10 protein-coding genes and 2 pseudogenes are annotated in these 15,715 nt (G+C 55.4%); 4 read left to right on the plus strand and 8 right to left on the minus strand.

The genetic code is table 11. From position 1 onward, the window contains the following. Window positions 1–220: 220 nt before the first annotated feature. Window positions 221–743 (minus strand): annotated as a pseudogene (locus ACN0YN_RS18255) (efflux RND transporter permease subunit); the annotation flags it as partial. Between ACN0YN_RS18255 and ACN0YN_RS18260 the strand changes: the two are divergent. From ACN0YN_RS18260 to ACN0YN_RS18275, 4 genes and pseudogenes are all read left to right on the plus strand, one after another. After that, the gene (locus ACN0YN_RS18260) at window positions 739–1,041 is read left to right on the plus strand and encodes an STAS domain-containing protein (protein WP_145190909.1); all 303 of its coding nucleotides are present in this window, start codon (window positions 739–741) and stop codon (window positions 1,039–1,041) included. The pseudogene ACN0YN_RS18255 and the gene ACN0YN_RS18260 sit on opposite strands and share 5 nt — an antisense overlap. A 111-nt stretch (window positions 1,042–1,152) precedes the next feature. Next, entirely contained in the window at window positions 1,153–3,609 is a 2,457-nt protein-coding gene (locus ACN0YN_RS18265) for a heavy metal translocating P-type ATPase (RefSeq protein WP_145190912.1), read from the plus strand. 57 nt (window positions 3,610–3,666) lie between these two features. Further along, window positions 3,667–4,571 (plus strand): annotated as a pseudogene (locus ACN0YN_RS18270) (bifunctional SulP family inorganic anion transporter/carbonic anhydrase); the annotation flags it as partial. Between the two features lie 1,002 nt (window positions 4,572–5,573). Beyond that, complete coding sequence (locus ACN0YN_RS18275) at window positions 5,574–5,975, plus strand: IS3 family transposase (RefSeq protein ID WP_228030879.1); 402 nt, start codon at window positions 5,574–5,576, stop codon at window positions 5,973–5,975. On the opposite strand, the gene ACN0YN_RS18280 is transcribed toward ACN0YN_RS18275, so the two are convergent. The 7 genes from ACN0YN_RS18280 to ACN0YN_RS18310 form a co-directional block, all read right to left on the minus strand. Next, window positions 5,890–6,342, minus strand: coding sequence for a thioredoxin family protein (locus ACN0YN_RS18280; RefSeq protein WP_197996798.1), 453 nt, complete (start codon window positions 6,340–6,342; stop codon window positions 5,890–5,892). The genes ACN0YN_RS18275 and ACN0YN_RS18280 overlap by 86 nt on opposite strands. A gap of 56 nt (window positions 6,343–6,398) precedes the next feature. Next, window positions 6,399–8,510 carry a heavy metal translocating P-type ATPase gene (locus ACN0YN_RS18285; RefSeq protein WP_145190918.1) on the minus strand — a complete coding sequence of 704 codons (2,112 nt, stop codon included), beginning with the start codon at window positions 8,508–8,510 and terminating at the stop codon, window positions 6,399–6,401. 354 nt (window positions 8,511–8,864) lie between these two features. Continuing rightward, window positions 8,865–9,209, minus strand: coding sequence for a heavy-metal-associated domain-containing protein (locus tag ACN0YN_RS18290; RefSeq protein WP_145190921.1), 345 nt, complete (start codon window positions 9,207–9,209; stop codon window positions 8,865–8,867). A 190-nt stretch (window positions 9,210–9,399) separates the two neighbouring features. Beyond that, the gene (locus tag ACN0YN_RS18295; RefSeq protein ID WP_278465746.1) at window positions 9,400–9,624 is read right to left on the minus strand and encodes a hypothetical protein; all 225 of its coding nucleotides are present in this window, start codon (window positions 9,622–9,624) and stop codon (window positions 9,400–9,402) included. A 2-nt stretch (window positions 9,625–9,626) separates the two neighbouring features. Beyond that, window positions 9,627–10,004 carry a hypothetical protein gene (locus ACN0YN_RS18300; RefSeq protein ID WP_197996799.1) on the minus strand — a complete coding sequence of 126 codons (378 nt, stop codon included), beginning with the start codon at window positions 10,002–10,004 and terminating at the stop codon, window positions 9,627–9,629. A 31-nt stretch (window positions 10,005–10,035) separates the two neighbouring features. Further along, entirely contained in the window at window positions 10,036–13,242 is a 3,207-nt protein-coding gene (locus ACN0YN_RS18305) for an efflux RND transporter permease subunit (protein ID WP_145190924.1), read from the minus strand. 11 nt (window positions 13,243–13,253) lie between these two features. Beyond that, window positions 13,254–14,864: an efflux RND transporter periplasmic adaptor subunit gene (locus ACN0YN_RS18310; protein WP_349680633.1), complete on the minus strand. Its 1,611-nt coding sequence runs from the start codon at window positions 14,862–14,864 to the stop codon at window positions 13,254–13,256. Window positions 14,865–15,715 lie beyond the last annotated feature (851 nt).

Genomic DNA, 15,715 nt, shown 5'->3' on the forward strand with positions numbered 1-15,715 from the left:
GCAAACTTCAGAATCAGTCGATGTTCCTCGCTTCTCGTCGATGTAGCTGCAAGTCACATACCGTACTGGGGTATTTTGAAGCGCAACGCTGAATCGACTGCAAATGAGCAGCTTTCGCGAAAGCTGCTGTACGTAATGGGCTTGCAAAGTGCGCATCCAGCGACCATTGCGGTTCGAGAACAGCCAGCGGCACGACTCATAAAGCAACGTTGTGCCTGATTCAACCTTTTTCCGCAGTGTGATCGATGTCTCGCAGATCTGTCCACGATTCCCAGATGGCGTAAATGGCAGGATAGATCAGCAGCTCTAACACAAATGACGTCACGACCCCACCGACCATCGGGGCGGCAATACGTTTCATGACGTCGGCGCCTGAGCCTGTGGACCACATGATCGGCAACAATCCCATCAAGATCGCCATAACCGTCATCATCTTTGGTCGCATTTGGTCGCATTTGGTCGCATTTGGTCGCATTTGGTCGCACGCGCTACACCGCGCCTTCCATGACTGCGTGTTCAGTGTCGTCAAATCTATGTATCCGCCCTTCGTCTTTCCATTTGTGGTATGCCACATCTAAGTACAACAACATCACGACTCCGGTTTCTGCATCGACACCCGCAAGCGCAATGATGCCAACCCACACGGCAACGCTCATGTTATAGCCAAGCATATAGATCAGCAAGAAAGAGCCAATCAACGAAAAAGGCACTGCAAGTAACACAATTGATAACTTGACAATGGAAGGTTCCGCGACGTTCATCCTTCTGCCGAAGTGGGCGGCGGCACTCGAGGCGGTCCCGCCTGGCGTCGTCCTGCACGTCGATTTCAAGGGGCTAAGCTACATCGATCACGCCTGCCTGGCATTGCTGATGAATTGGAAGAAGCAACATGAAGTGACAGGTGGGGCACTTATTCTGGATTGGGAAACGCTGCGTGCAAGATTCCATCACGCGCGCCCTCGTCCGCGACAAACATGTATTATAAGGCAAGACGCTCCCAATGCGGACGGCAATAGCCGCGAGCAACGAGGGGCGGCCTAATCATACCTTGCCCTTTTTGTACATTCGTGATAGTATACGTGCGATGGCGTGGATTGGGTCCGACAACTTCTTCAACCCAGCCTGAAGGACAAAACCGGTGTGGAAACTAGGATGAGTGCAAAGACGCTGATTGAGATTGGTCTGGTCCTACCGGTAATTCCAGATGCCCGTGACGCGTGCGTCCTGCGCCTAACAGAATTGCTGACAGCAAAAGAAGGAATTGAGACCGCACATGTCAAAAACACGATCGGCATGGGGCAGGATCAAATCTGTATCCATTTTGATCCCAACCGCATTTCCCTCGGCGAGGTGCGGGCGCTGGCCAAACGGGCAGGAGCAGATCTTGACCAGCGGTTCGGACACTTTTTGCTCAATTCAAAACCGATGCATGCCCGTCAGGCTCGCACGGCCGAGGCACGGGCGAATCAAATCCAAGGCGTGCTGGAAGCCGCGGTCTCCCCGGCCGGCGTGCTGCGCATTGAGTTTGACCGCCGATCTACCGACGAAGAGGCCATCCGAATCGCGGTAGCGAAAATCGGTGTGCAAACTGTTGAAAAGAGAGTACAGAAGGCGACACACGGCGAACTAACGGAAGCCGATGACCGACCTGTCGCGAAAGAACACGATCACGAACATGATGGCCTATTGGGTGAAAGAACGGAGTTGGGATTTGCCGCGCTTTGCGGCGGGCTGCTGCTCATCGGATGGCTGCTATCGTTCGCTGCTGTGAATCAATGGGCACCGTGGAGCCTATTCTTGGCCGCTTACTTCTTCGGCGGCTTTTTTACGTTTCGCGAAGCAATTGAGAATATTCGTGCTGGCCGTTTTGAGATCGACTTCCTGATGCTGGTGGCGGCCATCGGCGCGGCTACGCTCGGAGAATGGTTTGAGGGCGCTTTGCTGCTATTTCTCTTCAGCCTCGGTCACTCACTCGAACATTATGCCATGGGCCGGGCTAAGAGGGCCATTGAAGCCCTCGCCGAACTTGCTCCTCAAACCGCACTGGTCCGCCGTGAAGGCAGCACCCAAGAATTACCCGTGGAGCAACTCCAGGTCGGGGACGTAGTGATTGTCAAACCCAATGAACGTATTCCCGTCGACGGATTTGTCGTCAAGGGGCAGAGCAGCGTCAATCAGGCCCCGATTACCGGCGAGAGCGTCCCTGTGGATAAACAGGCCGTCGATAATCTGCAAGAGGCGACGGAGAATGCCGACCGGCTCGACGCCCGATATCGCGCCTTCGCCGGCACCATCAATGGAAGTGGCGCTCTGGAGATTCAGGTGACCAAGATCGCCGGTGAATCCACGCTGGCCCGCGTCGTACAAATGGTGAATGAGGCCGAGACCCAAAAGTCGCCCACGCAACTGTTCACCGACAAATTCGAGCGTTACTTCGTTCCGGCAGCATTGACGTTGGTTGTCTTGCTATTATTCGCCTGGACAATAATCGACGAGCCATTCACCAAATCTTTCTATCGCGCGATGGCGGTGTTGGTGGCGGCTAGTCCCTGCGCTCTGGCAATTTCGACCCCAAGCGCGGTTCTCAGCGGCATCTCGCGCGCGGCTCGGGGCGGAGTGCTCGTCAAAGGCGGTGGTCCGCTGGAGAATCTGGGAAGGCTCCACGCCATCGCCTTCGACAAGACCGGCACGTTGACCGAAGGCAAGCCATGGCTAACCAACGTTGTGAGTTCAGATGGCGTCGCCGAGGATGAGTTGTTGCAGGTTGCCATCGCCGTGGAAGAACTCAGTGACCATCCCCTTGCCGCCGCGGTCGTACGTGGTGGACGCGAACGCCTCGACAGCGAATCGGTGATTCAGGCCCACGATTTACAATCCATCACGGGGCGTGGCGTCAAAGCCAACATCAACGGCGAGGCGGTGTACATTGGCAAAGACGACTTGTTTGGAGAAGTTGATGGACCGCCGCTTCCTGAAGAGCTGCGGGAGCGAGTCGAAGCACTGGAAGCTGACGGCCGCACGACGATGATCGTGCGTCGCGGTGATACCTACCTTGGTGTTTTGGGTCTGATGGATACGCCGCGAGAAGCGGCCAAGAACGTGATTGCCCGCCTGCGAGAGCTTGGCATCCAGCGGATGATCATACTTTCTGGCGACAATCAACAGGTCGCCGATGCCGTCGCCAATGAAGTTGGAATCGACGAAGCCTGGGGGGACTTGATGCCGGACGACAAAGTCGAGGCGATCAAGAAGCTCAGCAAGCAAGAGGGCGTGGCGATGGTCGGCGACGGCGTAAACGATGCGCCCGCAATGGCAAATGCGACGGTTGGCATCGCAATGGGTGCGGCCGGTTCGGACATTGCTCTGGAAACTGCGGATGTCGCGTTGATGGCGGACGACCTGAATCACCTCCCCTTCGCGGTCGGGTTGAGCCGTCAAACAAGCCGAATCATTCGACAGAACCTGTGGTTCAGTCTTGGTATGGTGGCGTTCCTGATCCCCGCGACAATCCTCGGACTGCAAATGGGCGCCGCAGTCCTGTTCCACGAAGGTTCAACGCTGCTTGTGGTTTTTAACGCCCTGCGACTCTTGACCTATCGAGCCAAGTGAACGAAGAATTCCGATTCCAGACATGTTGACATCCAATGAGGAGTACGGCATTAAGCTATGGCCGGATTAACCATCGCCATCGTGGCGTCGTTGGAGGCGCTGTTGAACCTCGAGGCGGTCGATAAGCTCGACCCGCAACAACGCAGATCCCCTCCGAGCCGCGAACTGCTGGATCAGGGTATCGGCAACACGGTCGCGGGTTTGATCGGCGGAATTCCCATCACGTCTGTCGTCATCCGTGGCTCCGTCAATGTCCATGCCGGAGGTCAGACAAAGCTGGCCACAATCGTGCATGGGGCACTACTTCTCGTGAGCGTCATGTTGTTTCCGATGTGGCTGAACATGATTCCGCTGTCTTGCTGGTTACGGGCTTCAAACTCGCCAGTCCAAAGTTGATAAAGCGGATGTGGGATGAAGGCCGCTATCAGTTCATCCCCTTCGCTCTGACGGTAGCGGCCATCGTTCTAACCGATTTGCTGGTCGGGGTTCTGATCGGATTAGCGGTTAGCCTTGGCTTCATTCTCAACAGCAACCTGCGCCGCCCGATCCGTCGCTTTGTTGAGAAGCACGTGGGCTGCGACGTCCTGCACATCGAGCTCGCCAACCAGGTAAGCTTTCTCAATCGGGCCGCCTTGTTGAAAGTCCTTGATGCAGTGCCGCGCGAAGGCCAGGTGCTGTTCAACGCTCAGAACACGGACTACATAGACCCGGATATACTCGATCTCTTGCGAGATTTCTCCGAGGAGACAGCACCGGCGCGAGGCGTGCAGGTGAGCTTAATAGGGTTCAAGAATAAGTATCAGTTTAGGGATCAGATTCAGTACGTGGACTTTTCCACCCGAGTGCTTCAATGTACTCTCACTCCTCGGAAAGTACTGCAAATACTCCGTGACGGCAATGAGCGGTTCCGTAGCGGCCAGCGCCTGACCCGTGACCTCGGTCGCCAGGTCCGCGCTATGGCCGAAGCGGCTCTGTTGCGAAGTCAGTTGATCAGCACTCTTCATCAGGAAGGTCGAGTTGCGATCATCGGTGCGATTTACGATGTCGTCACTGGAAGCATTGAGTTCCTGCCGCATGCGGATGATTGCGTTTCTTGAGCATCAAGCGAAAGGCACCACCCAGGAGGCCATAACGAGAAGGATGAATTGTAGATATATAGTTTACGCGGAGATTGTTACTGATCTCTTCCTCGTTGTTTCGGGACATTTTCCTGATGCACCGCCCGGCCCCTGTTTCGTCGGTCTGACGGTCTCGGCTAAGCCGCCTCAGCCCTTGACGCGTCAGCCGGGCGTATGGGAGACTATTTGGAGTATGACCAGTTCCGCGAGTAAATTCCGAGCTGCATTCTCTTTGACGGCAGCTTTGCTGGTCCTGATCGCTGCGCCGCTGGCGTGGGTGCCCAGTGCGTTCTGCCAGTGCGGCATTTCGACCCACGACGACGCGTGCTGCGGCGATGCGAAAGACTGCACCCCTTGCGAATGTCCAGCATGCGAGTACCACCGGGCGACGACAATCGTTGCATCTGTTGACACGTCAGAGCAACGGCTGACGCAAAACGATCTGCTCTTTGCCTGGGCTGATGCGACCGAATTGCCTGTGGCCAACAATCTGGCGGACGCCTCTTCGCACGCCCCACCACCCGTGACTGCGTTCCAGTGTTGAGTTCTCTTGGCGCGGTTGACGTTGTGATTCTCTGCGCGGGCAATGCGCAAATCGCGTGTTGAACAGTTGGGGCCTGCGTGCGGTTCCAGGCTCCCGTCAATCCGTCTCATGGCCATGAGACAAGAGACCTCTGTCGGCTCCATTGCGTGTCCAATCACCGTCCCTTGGCACAAAACAAACCCTAGCCGTACAGCGTCCTAAGGCAACAACGACCAGTCACCTGGAGAAAAAGATATTTTGACGTTGAGCAGTACAATGGATCGCAACTAAAGTACGCCTGGATCGAAAAGCACCGCGAACAGATCCACGAGGCGTATCGTGATAGCGACTCCGTCTACTGTTATCGCAAAGTTCTTGAAGACATCCTGGAACAAAACCTGCGATGCTGCCTCGAATCGGTGCGGCGGACCATGCGTGAAGAAGGCCTGATTTCCAAGGTCAAACGCCAGTTTGTCGTCACCACCGATTCCAATCATCACTTTCCCGTGGCTGAGAATCTATTTGATCGGAGAAATATGAAATGGCGTAGGATGAACATTATTTCTGTCGAACACCGCTGTCGTTCAGACCAGATCCAAGTCCTGGTCTCCACGGGTATGACGAGTAACCGCCTCGTCGCTATTTTTCAACAGCGGTTCGATCCGCTGGCACGAGTACCGATTCCAGTAGGCGAACCAACTCGTCTTTCGTTTTGCTGCCATTGATTCGCCTGAAGAGTTTTCCGTCCTGAAAGAGCAGGAGTGCCGGTATCGCCTCGATCTCGTATTTCGCGGTCGTGAATGGATTGTCCTTTACATTCATTTGTCCAATCTTGACCCGTCCATCGTACTCTTCCGCCAGTTCCCGGATGATAGGTTTCATCTCCAGACACGGCTGGCACCAAGCCGCCCAAAAGTCAACCAGCACTGGCTCATTGCTACGCAACACGTGCTCTTCATAAATCGCATCGGTCAACACAATCACGGCCTCGTGACCCACAGAATGCCCCTCCTGCGTTCCTGTCTCCGGACCGCAGCTCGCAAGCAGCATAAATATCGCAACTGGCAGTGCGTTGATTATGATTGTTCGCATGATGTATTCCTGTCAGGCAAAAACGCAGCGTACATCGCTCATTCTCATCCGCTTTCTCAGTCCCTTAGCATCCGTAGACCGTTGCCGATTACCAGAAACTCACTGAGTTCATGTCCAAGCACGGCGATCGGGAGCGAGAACCAACCGGCCACCGCCCCGACAACCAGCACACTGATCACCAGCCCCGACAAGACGAGGTTCTGTCGAACGACCCGCTGGTTACGGCGGGCCAAGTGTAGGGCGTAAACCAGCTTCTCCAGGTCGTCGGCCATCAGTGCCACGTCCGCTGTTTCCAAAGCCACATCGGTGCCAGCCGCCCCCATTGCCACGCCGACCGTGGCTTCAGCCAGCGCCGGGGCGTCATTGACTCCGTCTCCTACCATCACGACATGTCCGAGGCTTCGGGCGAGTTCACGCACCTTTGCGACCTTGTCCTCCGGCTTTAGGTCGGCATAGCAGTCGTCGATGCCGGCCTCTTTGGCAATCGCCTGGGCCGTGCGCTCGTTGTCACCGGTGAGCATGACCACTTTCTCTACTCCAGTCCTGCGCAAGTCATCAATGGCCTGACGGGCTTTTGGGCGGATATTGTCGCGGATGGCGAACAGCCCCCACGGGATGCGGTCGTCTCCGAAAACCACAACCGTCTGGCCTTCGGCCTGGAGGCGGACTATCTGCTCCCAAAGCGGATCAAGACTAATACCAAGCTGATCTTCGAACAAACTTGGCTTGCCGATGTGCAGCGTTGTTCCATTGAAGGTCGCCGAAGCCCCCGCACCGGTCAGAGAATTGAACGCTGCAATTTCAGCGGGGTCGACTCCTTCCGCCTCAACGTAGCTCTGGATGGCTCGCGCTAATGGGTGTTGGCTCAGCCGTTCAATGCCTGCCGCCACAGCGAGGATCTCCTGACGGGGGGGAATCGACTCATCCTGTTCGGCCAAAATGACCTCCGTGACCTCCGGTTGACCTCGGGTGATCGTGCCCGTCTTGTCCAGGGCTACAACCCTGATACGCGCCAGTTGCTCGACGTATATGCCCCCTTTGATCAGCACCCCATTCCGCGCCCCCGTGCCGAGCGAGGCGACAAGTGTCACCGGGATAGAAATAACTAGGGCACACGGAGCCGCCGCGACAATGAACACCGTGGCACGGATCGTCCAGTCTGTCCCGGATGTGGAAAACCACAAGGCCGGAATAACCGCAAGCAGGAAGCCAATCAGTAGAACGGCGGGGCTGTACCAGAAGCCAAATCGCTCGATGAACCGCTGGCTTTCCCCCTTGCGTTCCTGAGCCTCTTCGACCATCTGGATGATGCGTGAAATCGTGTTCTCGGCAAACGCCTTCGTCGCCCTTACCTCCAGAGAGCCTTCACCATTTATGCTGCCTGCAAAAACCGTCTCGCCGGGTTGCTTCTCGACCGGAAGGCTCTCACCGGTCACAGGAGCCTGATTAAGGCTTGAGCGACCAGCAGCCACCTCGCCGTCAGTCGCCACTGCCTGCCCCGGCCTGACGAGAAACATGTCGCCGACTCGCAGGTCTTCGACAGGAATCTCGCGTTCTTTTCCATCGATAAGCAGCAAGGCGGTCTTGGGCGCCAAGTCCATCAGCGCTCGAACCGCCGACCGTGTCTTCGATTCCGTGTATCCTTCGAGCGCCTCGCTGATCGAATACAGAAACACCAGCATCGCCGCTTCGGCAGGTTGGCCGAGCACGTAGGCCGCAATGGCGGCGACCGTCATCAGCAGCTCAATGTCAATCCGCCGCTCGAAGAGCACTTCTTCAATTGCTTCGCGACCGAAATAGTATCCGCCGACCAGAACACTGAGCGTATACAGCGTCAGCGGCAGCCAATCAGGAAGGGCGTAACCGAGCAACCAACCGACAAGCAGCAGCACGCCTGAGATTAGCGAGGAAAGAACCTTCGGGTCTTTCCAGAACGGCTGCGGTTCAGCGGTTTCACCCCGTTTCTGAACGGGGAAACCAAACTCACGAAGCTGGCCTTCGAGGTCATCTTGCGAGACTTTCTGTTCCTCGGCTCGAATACGAACGGTTCCCGAAGAAGCCAGGATTTGAAGCAACTCGACATCCGACTGAGATGCGAGCGACCGACGCAAACGCGCAGCGTCATTCTCACAATCCAGGTTGGCAACTCGGAAACGGTATTCTTTCATAGTTCACATTCCATCGATTTCCATCATTCCCCTATGCCGCTTACTTGTCCTGATATTTCTGGCTGGCCCTCAAGCTGCACGGCGCGGTCGTCGTCCCTTCTTCAATTCGATTCCAAACTCGACAGCGATCTTTAGCAATGTGGCAACACAGGTAGTGTTCGCCGACATTTCACGCGCTCCGCGTACGCTGTACTAGCGAATTAGTTCCGCCAATCGCCGACGATCTTCAAGCTTGTATACAATAGGCCGTCCACGTTTTCTGGAGCCTGACATGTGACTCGCTTTCCTGTAAAGAATACCGCCAAGTCGGAATGATTCCGGCATTGGCGGCATCGCATTAACACATGTTGCGTATCACATCTTCGGTTTAGATGTAAAGGTTCCACTGGGGCCTGTAAGCTTGACTGGTGTTTTACCGGCCTTCTCAACGGCTTCCCACAGTTGCAGCGGCGAGAGTATCGCATTGACCTTGGGAGTGACGGTTGCAGTCTTGGACTTCACGTCCGTCTTGACACCGCCCACTCCGGGCACTTCGGACAATTCTGCGGCAATATTCTTGGCGCAGCCTTCGCACGTCAGCACCTGCAAGGTGATAGTCGTTTTTATGGTGTTGGCACTTACAGTGTCGTCAGCCGCCCACAAGGAACTCGTTGAATAAACGGCCAAGGCCAGCGCGACACAAGTTAACAAACGATACATATTGAGACTCCATTTTCGGGAAACACTTGATGGAAAAAACGACAGACTACGGGGTGATATAGAATGTGCTACATGGAACTCTCCTTTCGTTTAAGCGTTGGGGTTAGGGCGTTCGGATAAGAGTGTGGCTGGGGACGCACGGTTTCACAGGCTGGCGAAACACGTACTCAAGCCCCAGCCACAAGGACAATCACTGCGTTCTTTGTTTGGGAAAGAAGTTTGTTTCTTGGTCATCATCGGTGCGTGACCGTAAATCCAGTTTCGCCACAACATCGTGGAAACAGTCGCTTCCGCAGCCTGGCGAGAGACAGGTCGTCGGTGCGGAGCAGCCACACATGCAGCCCGGTTGGACCAGCAGCGCGCCGCCCGTTCGTTTCAGTAGCTGGCGCAATGAATGATCACTCGGTCGAGACATTCCTATTCTTCCGGTTTGGGCGGTTTGTGGCCGGTCTTGGCCTCGTAGCGAGCGACGAATTTGTGGACTCGTGCGGGGCTGCAAATGAAGCATTGCGATTCGGGGCGATCATGTTCTTCGCACCAGTCACCGGCCTCCTTGAATTTTGCAACCAACGATTTGTCGCACTGGGCACACTCTTCTTCGGGCACGCCGTGCTCGACGCACCACCAACCCCCGTGACTGTGATCGATATTGGTCACCGCCGCTGCCCCGGCGGGATCTTTCTTCATCGCCTCACCCTTGCCGCAACCACTCAACATGACCACGCTCAGTGAAAGCAGCGCAAACATCGTCGTCAACCCAATCCAAAGGCTGCGCGTCCGAAACATCCACTTCATCAGATTCTCCTTCGGCATCGCCGAACTGAAGTTAGATCGATGCCGGTTCAGGGGTATGCCTGAGTTCCGGCTCAATCGGTTCGTCTGGTTCAAGACGATGACCGTCATCGTCTCCTCTATCATCATTCTTATGCAGACTCTCCACCGGCAGGTTGAACACGACATAGAGCACGCGTAGAACAAGCAAGCTCATGATCATCGCGCTACAGACGCCACCAATCACAACTGTTGCCAGCGGTCTCTGGACCTCCGCGCCCATTCCGGTGCTGAAGGCCATTGGCACGAACCCGAGACTGGCGACTAGAGTTGTCATCAGAATCGGTCGCAACCGAGTCATGGCTGCTTCTTCGACTGCTTCGTCAAGCGAACGTCCGCGCCGGCGAAGTAGTCGAATCGTTGAAACAAGCAACATGTCGTCCAGTACTGCGACGCCGGACAGCGCGATGAATCCGACCGCAGCCGAAATGGAAAACGGCATGTCACGAATCCACAGCGCCAAAATGCCGCCAATCCATGCAAATGGAACGCCGGTGAAGACTCGAAACGAGTCAACCCAATTGCGATACGTCATGTAGAGCAGCGATAGAATCATCAACAGTGCAACCGGCACGACAATCATCAACCGCGTTTGAGCGCGTTGTAGATTCTCGAATTGCCCACCCCAATCGATGCGATATCGTCCCGCCGGTAGCTGCACCTTTTCATCAACGACACGCTGTGCCTCGGCGACGAAGCTGCCAAGATCGCGGCCACGCACGTTGGCTTCGATCGTAATCCGCCGCTGGTACCAATCCCGTTTGATCGTATTCGGCCCTTCGACCTTTTCGATGGTCGCCAATCGTGATAGCGGGATTCGCTCACCCGATGGCGTCGCAACGAGAATCTGACGGATCGCGTCGGGATCGGCACGAGCTTTCTCCGGCAGTCGAATAATAAGCGGAAATCGCAATTGACCCTCGTAAACTTCCCCGACATTATGGGTTCCGAGTGCGCGAACGAGGTTCATGATCGTACTGGCCGTTATTCCGTAACGAGCAATTTCATCCTGCTTCACTCGAATTTGGAGCACCGGCTGGCCGGAAACTTGTTCGACTTTGACGTCCTCGGCACCGGGAATGGACTGCAAGGCCCGCTCGACTTCCGATGCTTTGGCGACCATTAGGTCAAGGTCATCCCCGTACAGAATGGCAGCGACATCGGAGCGGACGCCCGAGATCATCTCATTCATCCGCATCTCGATTGGTTGTGACATGGCCAGTCGTGGACCGGGCAGGTCACGCAGTTCTTCCTGCACAAGCTTCGTCAGTTCTTCCTGCGTCTCCGCCCGCATCCATCTTTCGCGCGGATGAAGTGTGAGAAACAGATCGGTCAGCTCGGTACCCATTGGGTCGGTTGCGACTTCCGCTGTCCCGATACGACTCCATACCTGTGCGATCTCATCCGGAAACTTTTCCAACAACACTTGCTCCATCTTCGTGTTGTAGCGAATGGATTCCTCCATCGTGGTTCCGGCCAGTCGCACCACGTTTATTGTGATGGCACCTTCGGAAAGCCGAGGCACGAACTCCGAACCAAGATTGGGAGCAACGAGGCCGAAAACACTGACGAGCAAGAGCAGGGCCGACCCGATCACGAACGCCTTGTGATGCATCGTAAACCGCAGTACGGGTGCGTAGAGCCGCTTGAGTACGCGGATCAGCAGCGGTTCTTTTTCTTGGATGTTTTTTGGGAGAAACAGGCTAGCCAAGACAGGCATGAGAGTCAGCGACAGAACCATCGAGCCGGCAAGAGCCATGATGACGGTCATGGCCATCGGTCGAAACAGTTTTCCTTCGATGCCTTCGAGCGTCAGGATCGGCAGATAGACGATCATGATGATCAGTTCGCCGAACATCGTCGGTTTGCGAACCTCGACCGCTGCGTCGCGAATGATCTGCAAACGACTGCGCCCGTCTCGATTGTGAGCCAAATGTCGCACGCAATTCTCAATCATTACGACCGAGCTATCAACGACCAAACCGAAATCAATCGCACCCAAACTCAGCAGGCTGGCAGCGATCCCGAATTTCAGCATCCCGGAGAAGGCAAACAGCATCGATAGGGGAATCGCCATCGCCACGATCAGTCCGGCCCTCAGATTGCCGAGAAAGATGAACAGTACCGCGACCACCAACAGTCCGCCCTCGAACAGGTTTTTCTGGACGGTGTGAATGACGTGATCAATCAACTCGGTGCGGTCGTAGACGGTTTGAATCTTTACGCCGGCCGGCAACGTTTCTTGAATGCTCTGGATTTTTTCCTTGATCGACCACGTGACGTCGTGACTGTTTTCGCCCATCAGCATGAAACCCAGCCCCAGCACCGCTTCGCCGCGACCGTTGGCGGTGACTGCTCCGCGACGAATTTCGTGGCCGATCTGCACGTCAGCGACATCGCGGACGCGGATCGGCACGCCATCTTCGGACGTGATCACAATGTCTTTGATCTCTTCGATGTTGACCGTTCGTCCCACGCCATGAACGAGCAACATTTCGCTGCCATCGGTAATCGTTCCGCCGCCGACGTTTTCGTTGTTGGTTTGGAGCGCGTCTGAGACCTGTTCAAACGTCAGTCCATACTTGAATAGCCGCTCGGGATCGAGCCGCACTTGATACTGCTTTTCGTAACCACCCCAACTGTTGACTTCGGCGACCCCTCGCACTGATCGCAATTGAGGCTTGACGACCCAATCGTGAATCGTTCGTAACTCGGTCAACCGCTTGACACGCTCCTCCTTCGAGACTTTCGAGAAGTCAACGCCGTCGTACACCAAGACGTAGTGGAAGACTTCACCCAATCCGGTTGACACTGGTCCCATCTGCGGTCGGCTGATCCCGGCAGGCAGTTCGACTGTTGAAAGCCGTTCGTTGATCAGTTGTCGAGCGAAGTAGATGTCGATGCCATCGTCGAAAATGACTACGACCTGTGACAATCCAAACTTGGAAATAGATCGCAGTTGATTGAGTCCCGGCAAACCGCTAATCGCCTGCTCGACTGGGAAGGTAATCTGTCGTTCGATCTCCTCCGACGCCAGCGACGGCGCAACGGTGTTTATTTGGATTTGCACCGGGGTCGTGTCCGGGAAGGCGTCGATGTCGAGTTGCTGAAGCGAAAACGCACCAACGACAGCGAACAGACCTGCCGCCAATATCACTAACGCACGATGGCGTAGCGAGAAATCAATGAGCCAATTAAGCATCCATGCGCTCCTTATTCAGCGACGCAGTCACAGCCTGCACCGAGATTGTTTTTTAGTAACTGCGCTCGCAACACGTCGCTGCCCACAGTGGCAATCACCTCGCCCGGAAGAACACCAGAGATCACTTCTGTGTAGTTGCCGTTGGTCGCCCCCAAACGCACTGAGCGAACGTGGAATACTTTGAAGCTTTCGGGACTGTCGAAATAACTCTTGTCGCGGACGAACACGACCTGACAACAGCCCTCCCAGTGTGACGACCCCTTTGGGATCACGATGGCATCAGGTTCGTTTCGCAAGATGACCTGCCCTCTGCCAAATGTCTCACTTCGCAAATGGCCATCGGAATTGGGAAGCACGGCTCGAATTTGCACCATGCGAGTCTGCTTGTCTGCGGCTGTACTGATCCAGTCCAGTTGGCCTTGGACTTCGTGTCGGCTGCCGTCTGCTTGAAATCGGACGCTTTGACCGACAGCAAGCTGGTCCATGCTCTCCAGCGGAACGCTCAGAGTGAGCCACATCTGTCGCGTATCGGCGACTTGAAATAGAATTCGTGTCGGATCAACGACTTCACCCGGCGCTACGGTTCTCTTGGAAATAGCACCATCAATCGGTGAAACGATTGGCAGTAAGTTGGTGGTTGCTGTCAGACTGTCAAGCTGTGATCGAATCTCATCGGGAATTCCGAGCAACCGCAGGCTGTCCAGAACCTGCCGGTCAGACATGCTTCGCAAAGAATCGACCTGCACTGGTAAGCCAAGATTTCGCAGTGATTGCTCGGCATTCAGGACATCGGCCTGGGCTTTGGCCAACGCGGCCTCTGCATCGAGGATCAACGATCCAGCAATCACTTCACGAGCCTGGGTGAGTCTCGATACGTTCTGTTGTTGCAACTTCTCTTCGGCGAGCGAACGCAGTAGATTCGATTTCAGATTGCCGACTTCAGGGGCATCGATGACCGCGAGAAGTTCGCCCTTGGCAACTTTGTCTCCGACGTTCTTTTGGACCATCCACACGCTGCCGGGCAATCGAGAAGCCAAACTCGCTAGTCGAGTCGGGTCGTAGACAATCTCGCCGCTGCCGGAAATGGATTCCACAATCGGATGTCGCTCAACCAATTCCACATCGACACCAGCTTGCTTCACGGACTCGACCGAAGCGAACTGGATGCGCGTCTCGTAAACCGCGCAGGCGCTGTTGTTTTCCTTTCGCGGAGCAATGGCGAGTGCCCGTGCCGCCCGCTCCAAGTCACTTGCCAGAACAGTTGGCGTTTCTTTCAGTTGGGCAACGTCAGGATGATGGAGCGGGCAGTTATGAACGCCGTGCTCTGGGCACCATCTGTAGTCTGGTCCTTTGGGCATCAGTGTTGGATCACACTGGACACAAATCGATTCCGGGACCGAGTGCTCTTCGCACCAATCAGTCCGAACAGCCTCCGCAGAGCCAGTCAATGCGGCGAACTTAGGGATTTTCCAATCGTTGCGGTGGCCAAAATAGAATACCGCTGCAAAGCCAATGAGAACCAAGGTTGGCCCGATGCCGCCGAGGACCAGCGATATAATCCGCCGAATCTTGCCACGCGGCTTCGTAGTGGTGCCGGGAGACTTACCAGGACTATTATTCACGTCCGACTCTGGGGATGATAGACCTAGGCTCGTCTCTGGCGTATGGATGACTGAATGATTCACGATAGTACCTCCTGCTGGGTGAAGATGGGAAAAGCACGGAAGGCGAAGCGCAATCCAAGTGCTTACCAAGGAGCGCAGGCGAACCAGAAATCTGAACTCAACGCGTAATTACAAATGTAATTGGTAGCAGAGTTCGCTGGTCAGCGAGCGCAGGCCAGCAGCGGCCTATAGCGAGAGAGATGCGAAGACGAGACGAACGTCACGTCCGCTTTCGAGTCCGAAGCGGTGCGGATGATCTTCGCAGCGAGATGCGCAGGCTCTGCAGAAGTCCAGCGTGCCGAAGCACACCGGCGCAAAGTCGAGGGACCACGCAAGATCGGAGGAAACGATCCGACTGTTCAGTTCGGGCGTGATCTGGCAAACACAGCCGGATTCACACGGAGATGGCGAATCGCAGGGACAGCCCGCCGGGCATGAACGACTCTCACTTGAAACACACGTACAAGTGTGGGCTGGCGAGAAGGCGACCGGTCGCGCAATATCCCCACTTGCCACACAAAAAAGCGGGCAAAAAGTCACACGAAGTGTGATGAAGGTGAGGATGGTGAAACGGAACATCTGATTACAACCTTACTCTACGCTCTACAACGAATTTGCATAGTTACTGTGTATCCTACGATCTGGCAGGGCTGACGTCAAGCCCATTCCGAACTGCCTGCTTCAATTTATCATCGGCACGAACGCTGAGAAAGTTGGCAATAATTTAGAATCTAGAGCGCGTCACATTTTAGTCTAGCGCGAATGCGGTAAGTCTGGTAGACTGGTGAAGTCTCATTTCATGGAGGATT

The organism is Gimesia sp. (assembly GCF_048260065.1).
GTDB lineage: Bacteria > Planctomycetota > Planctomycetia > Planctomycetales > Planctomycetaceae > Gimesia.

What these genes read in the sequence shown, in the direction of transcription:
- ACN0YN_RS18260 (WP_145190909.1), top strand. Translation starts at nt 739, where the DNA reads ATGGAAGGTTCCGCGACGTTCATCCTTCTGCCGAAGTGGGCGGCGGCA.
- ACN0YN_RS18265 (WP_145190912.1), top strand. Translation starts at nt 1,153, where the DNA reads ATGAGTGCAAAGACGCTGATTGAGATTGGTCTGGTCCTACCGGTAATT.
- ACN0YN_RS18280 (WP_197996798.1), bottom strand. Translation starts at nt 6,342, where the DNA reads ATGCGAACAATCATAATCAACGCACTGCCAGTTGCGATATTTATGCTG.
- ACN0YN_RS18285 (WP_145190918.1), bottom strand. Translation starts at nt 8,510, where the DNA reads ATGAAAGAATACCGTTTCCGAGTTGCCAACCTGGATTGTGAGAATGAC.
- ACN0YN_RS18290 (WP_145190921.1), bottom strand. Translation starts at nt 9,209, where the DNA reads ATGTATCGTTTGTTAACTTGTGTCGCGCTGGCCTTGGCCGTTTATTCA.
- ACN0YN_RS18295 (WP_278465746.1), bottom strand. Translation starts at nt 9,624, where the DNA reads ATGTCTCGACCGAGTGATCATTCATTGCGCCAGCTACTGAAACGAACG.
- ACN0YN_RS18300 (WP_197996799.1), bottom strand. Translation starts at nt 10,004, where the DNA reads ATGAAGTGGATGTTTCGGACGCGCAGCCTTTGGATTGGGTTGACGACG.
- ACN0YN_RS18305 (WP_145190924.1), bottom strand. Translation starts at nt 13,242, where the DNA reads ATGCTTAATTGGCTCATTGATTTCTCGCTACGCCATCGTGCGTTAGTG.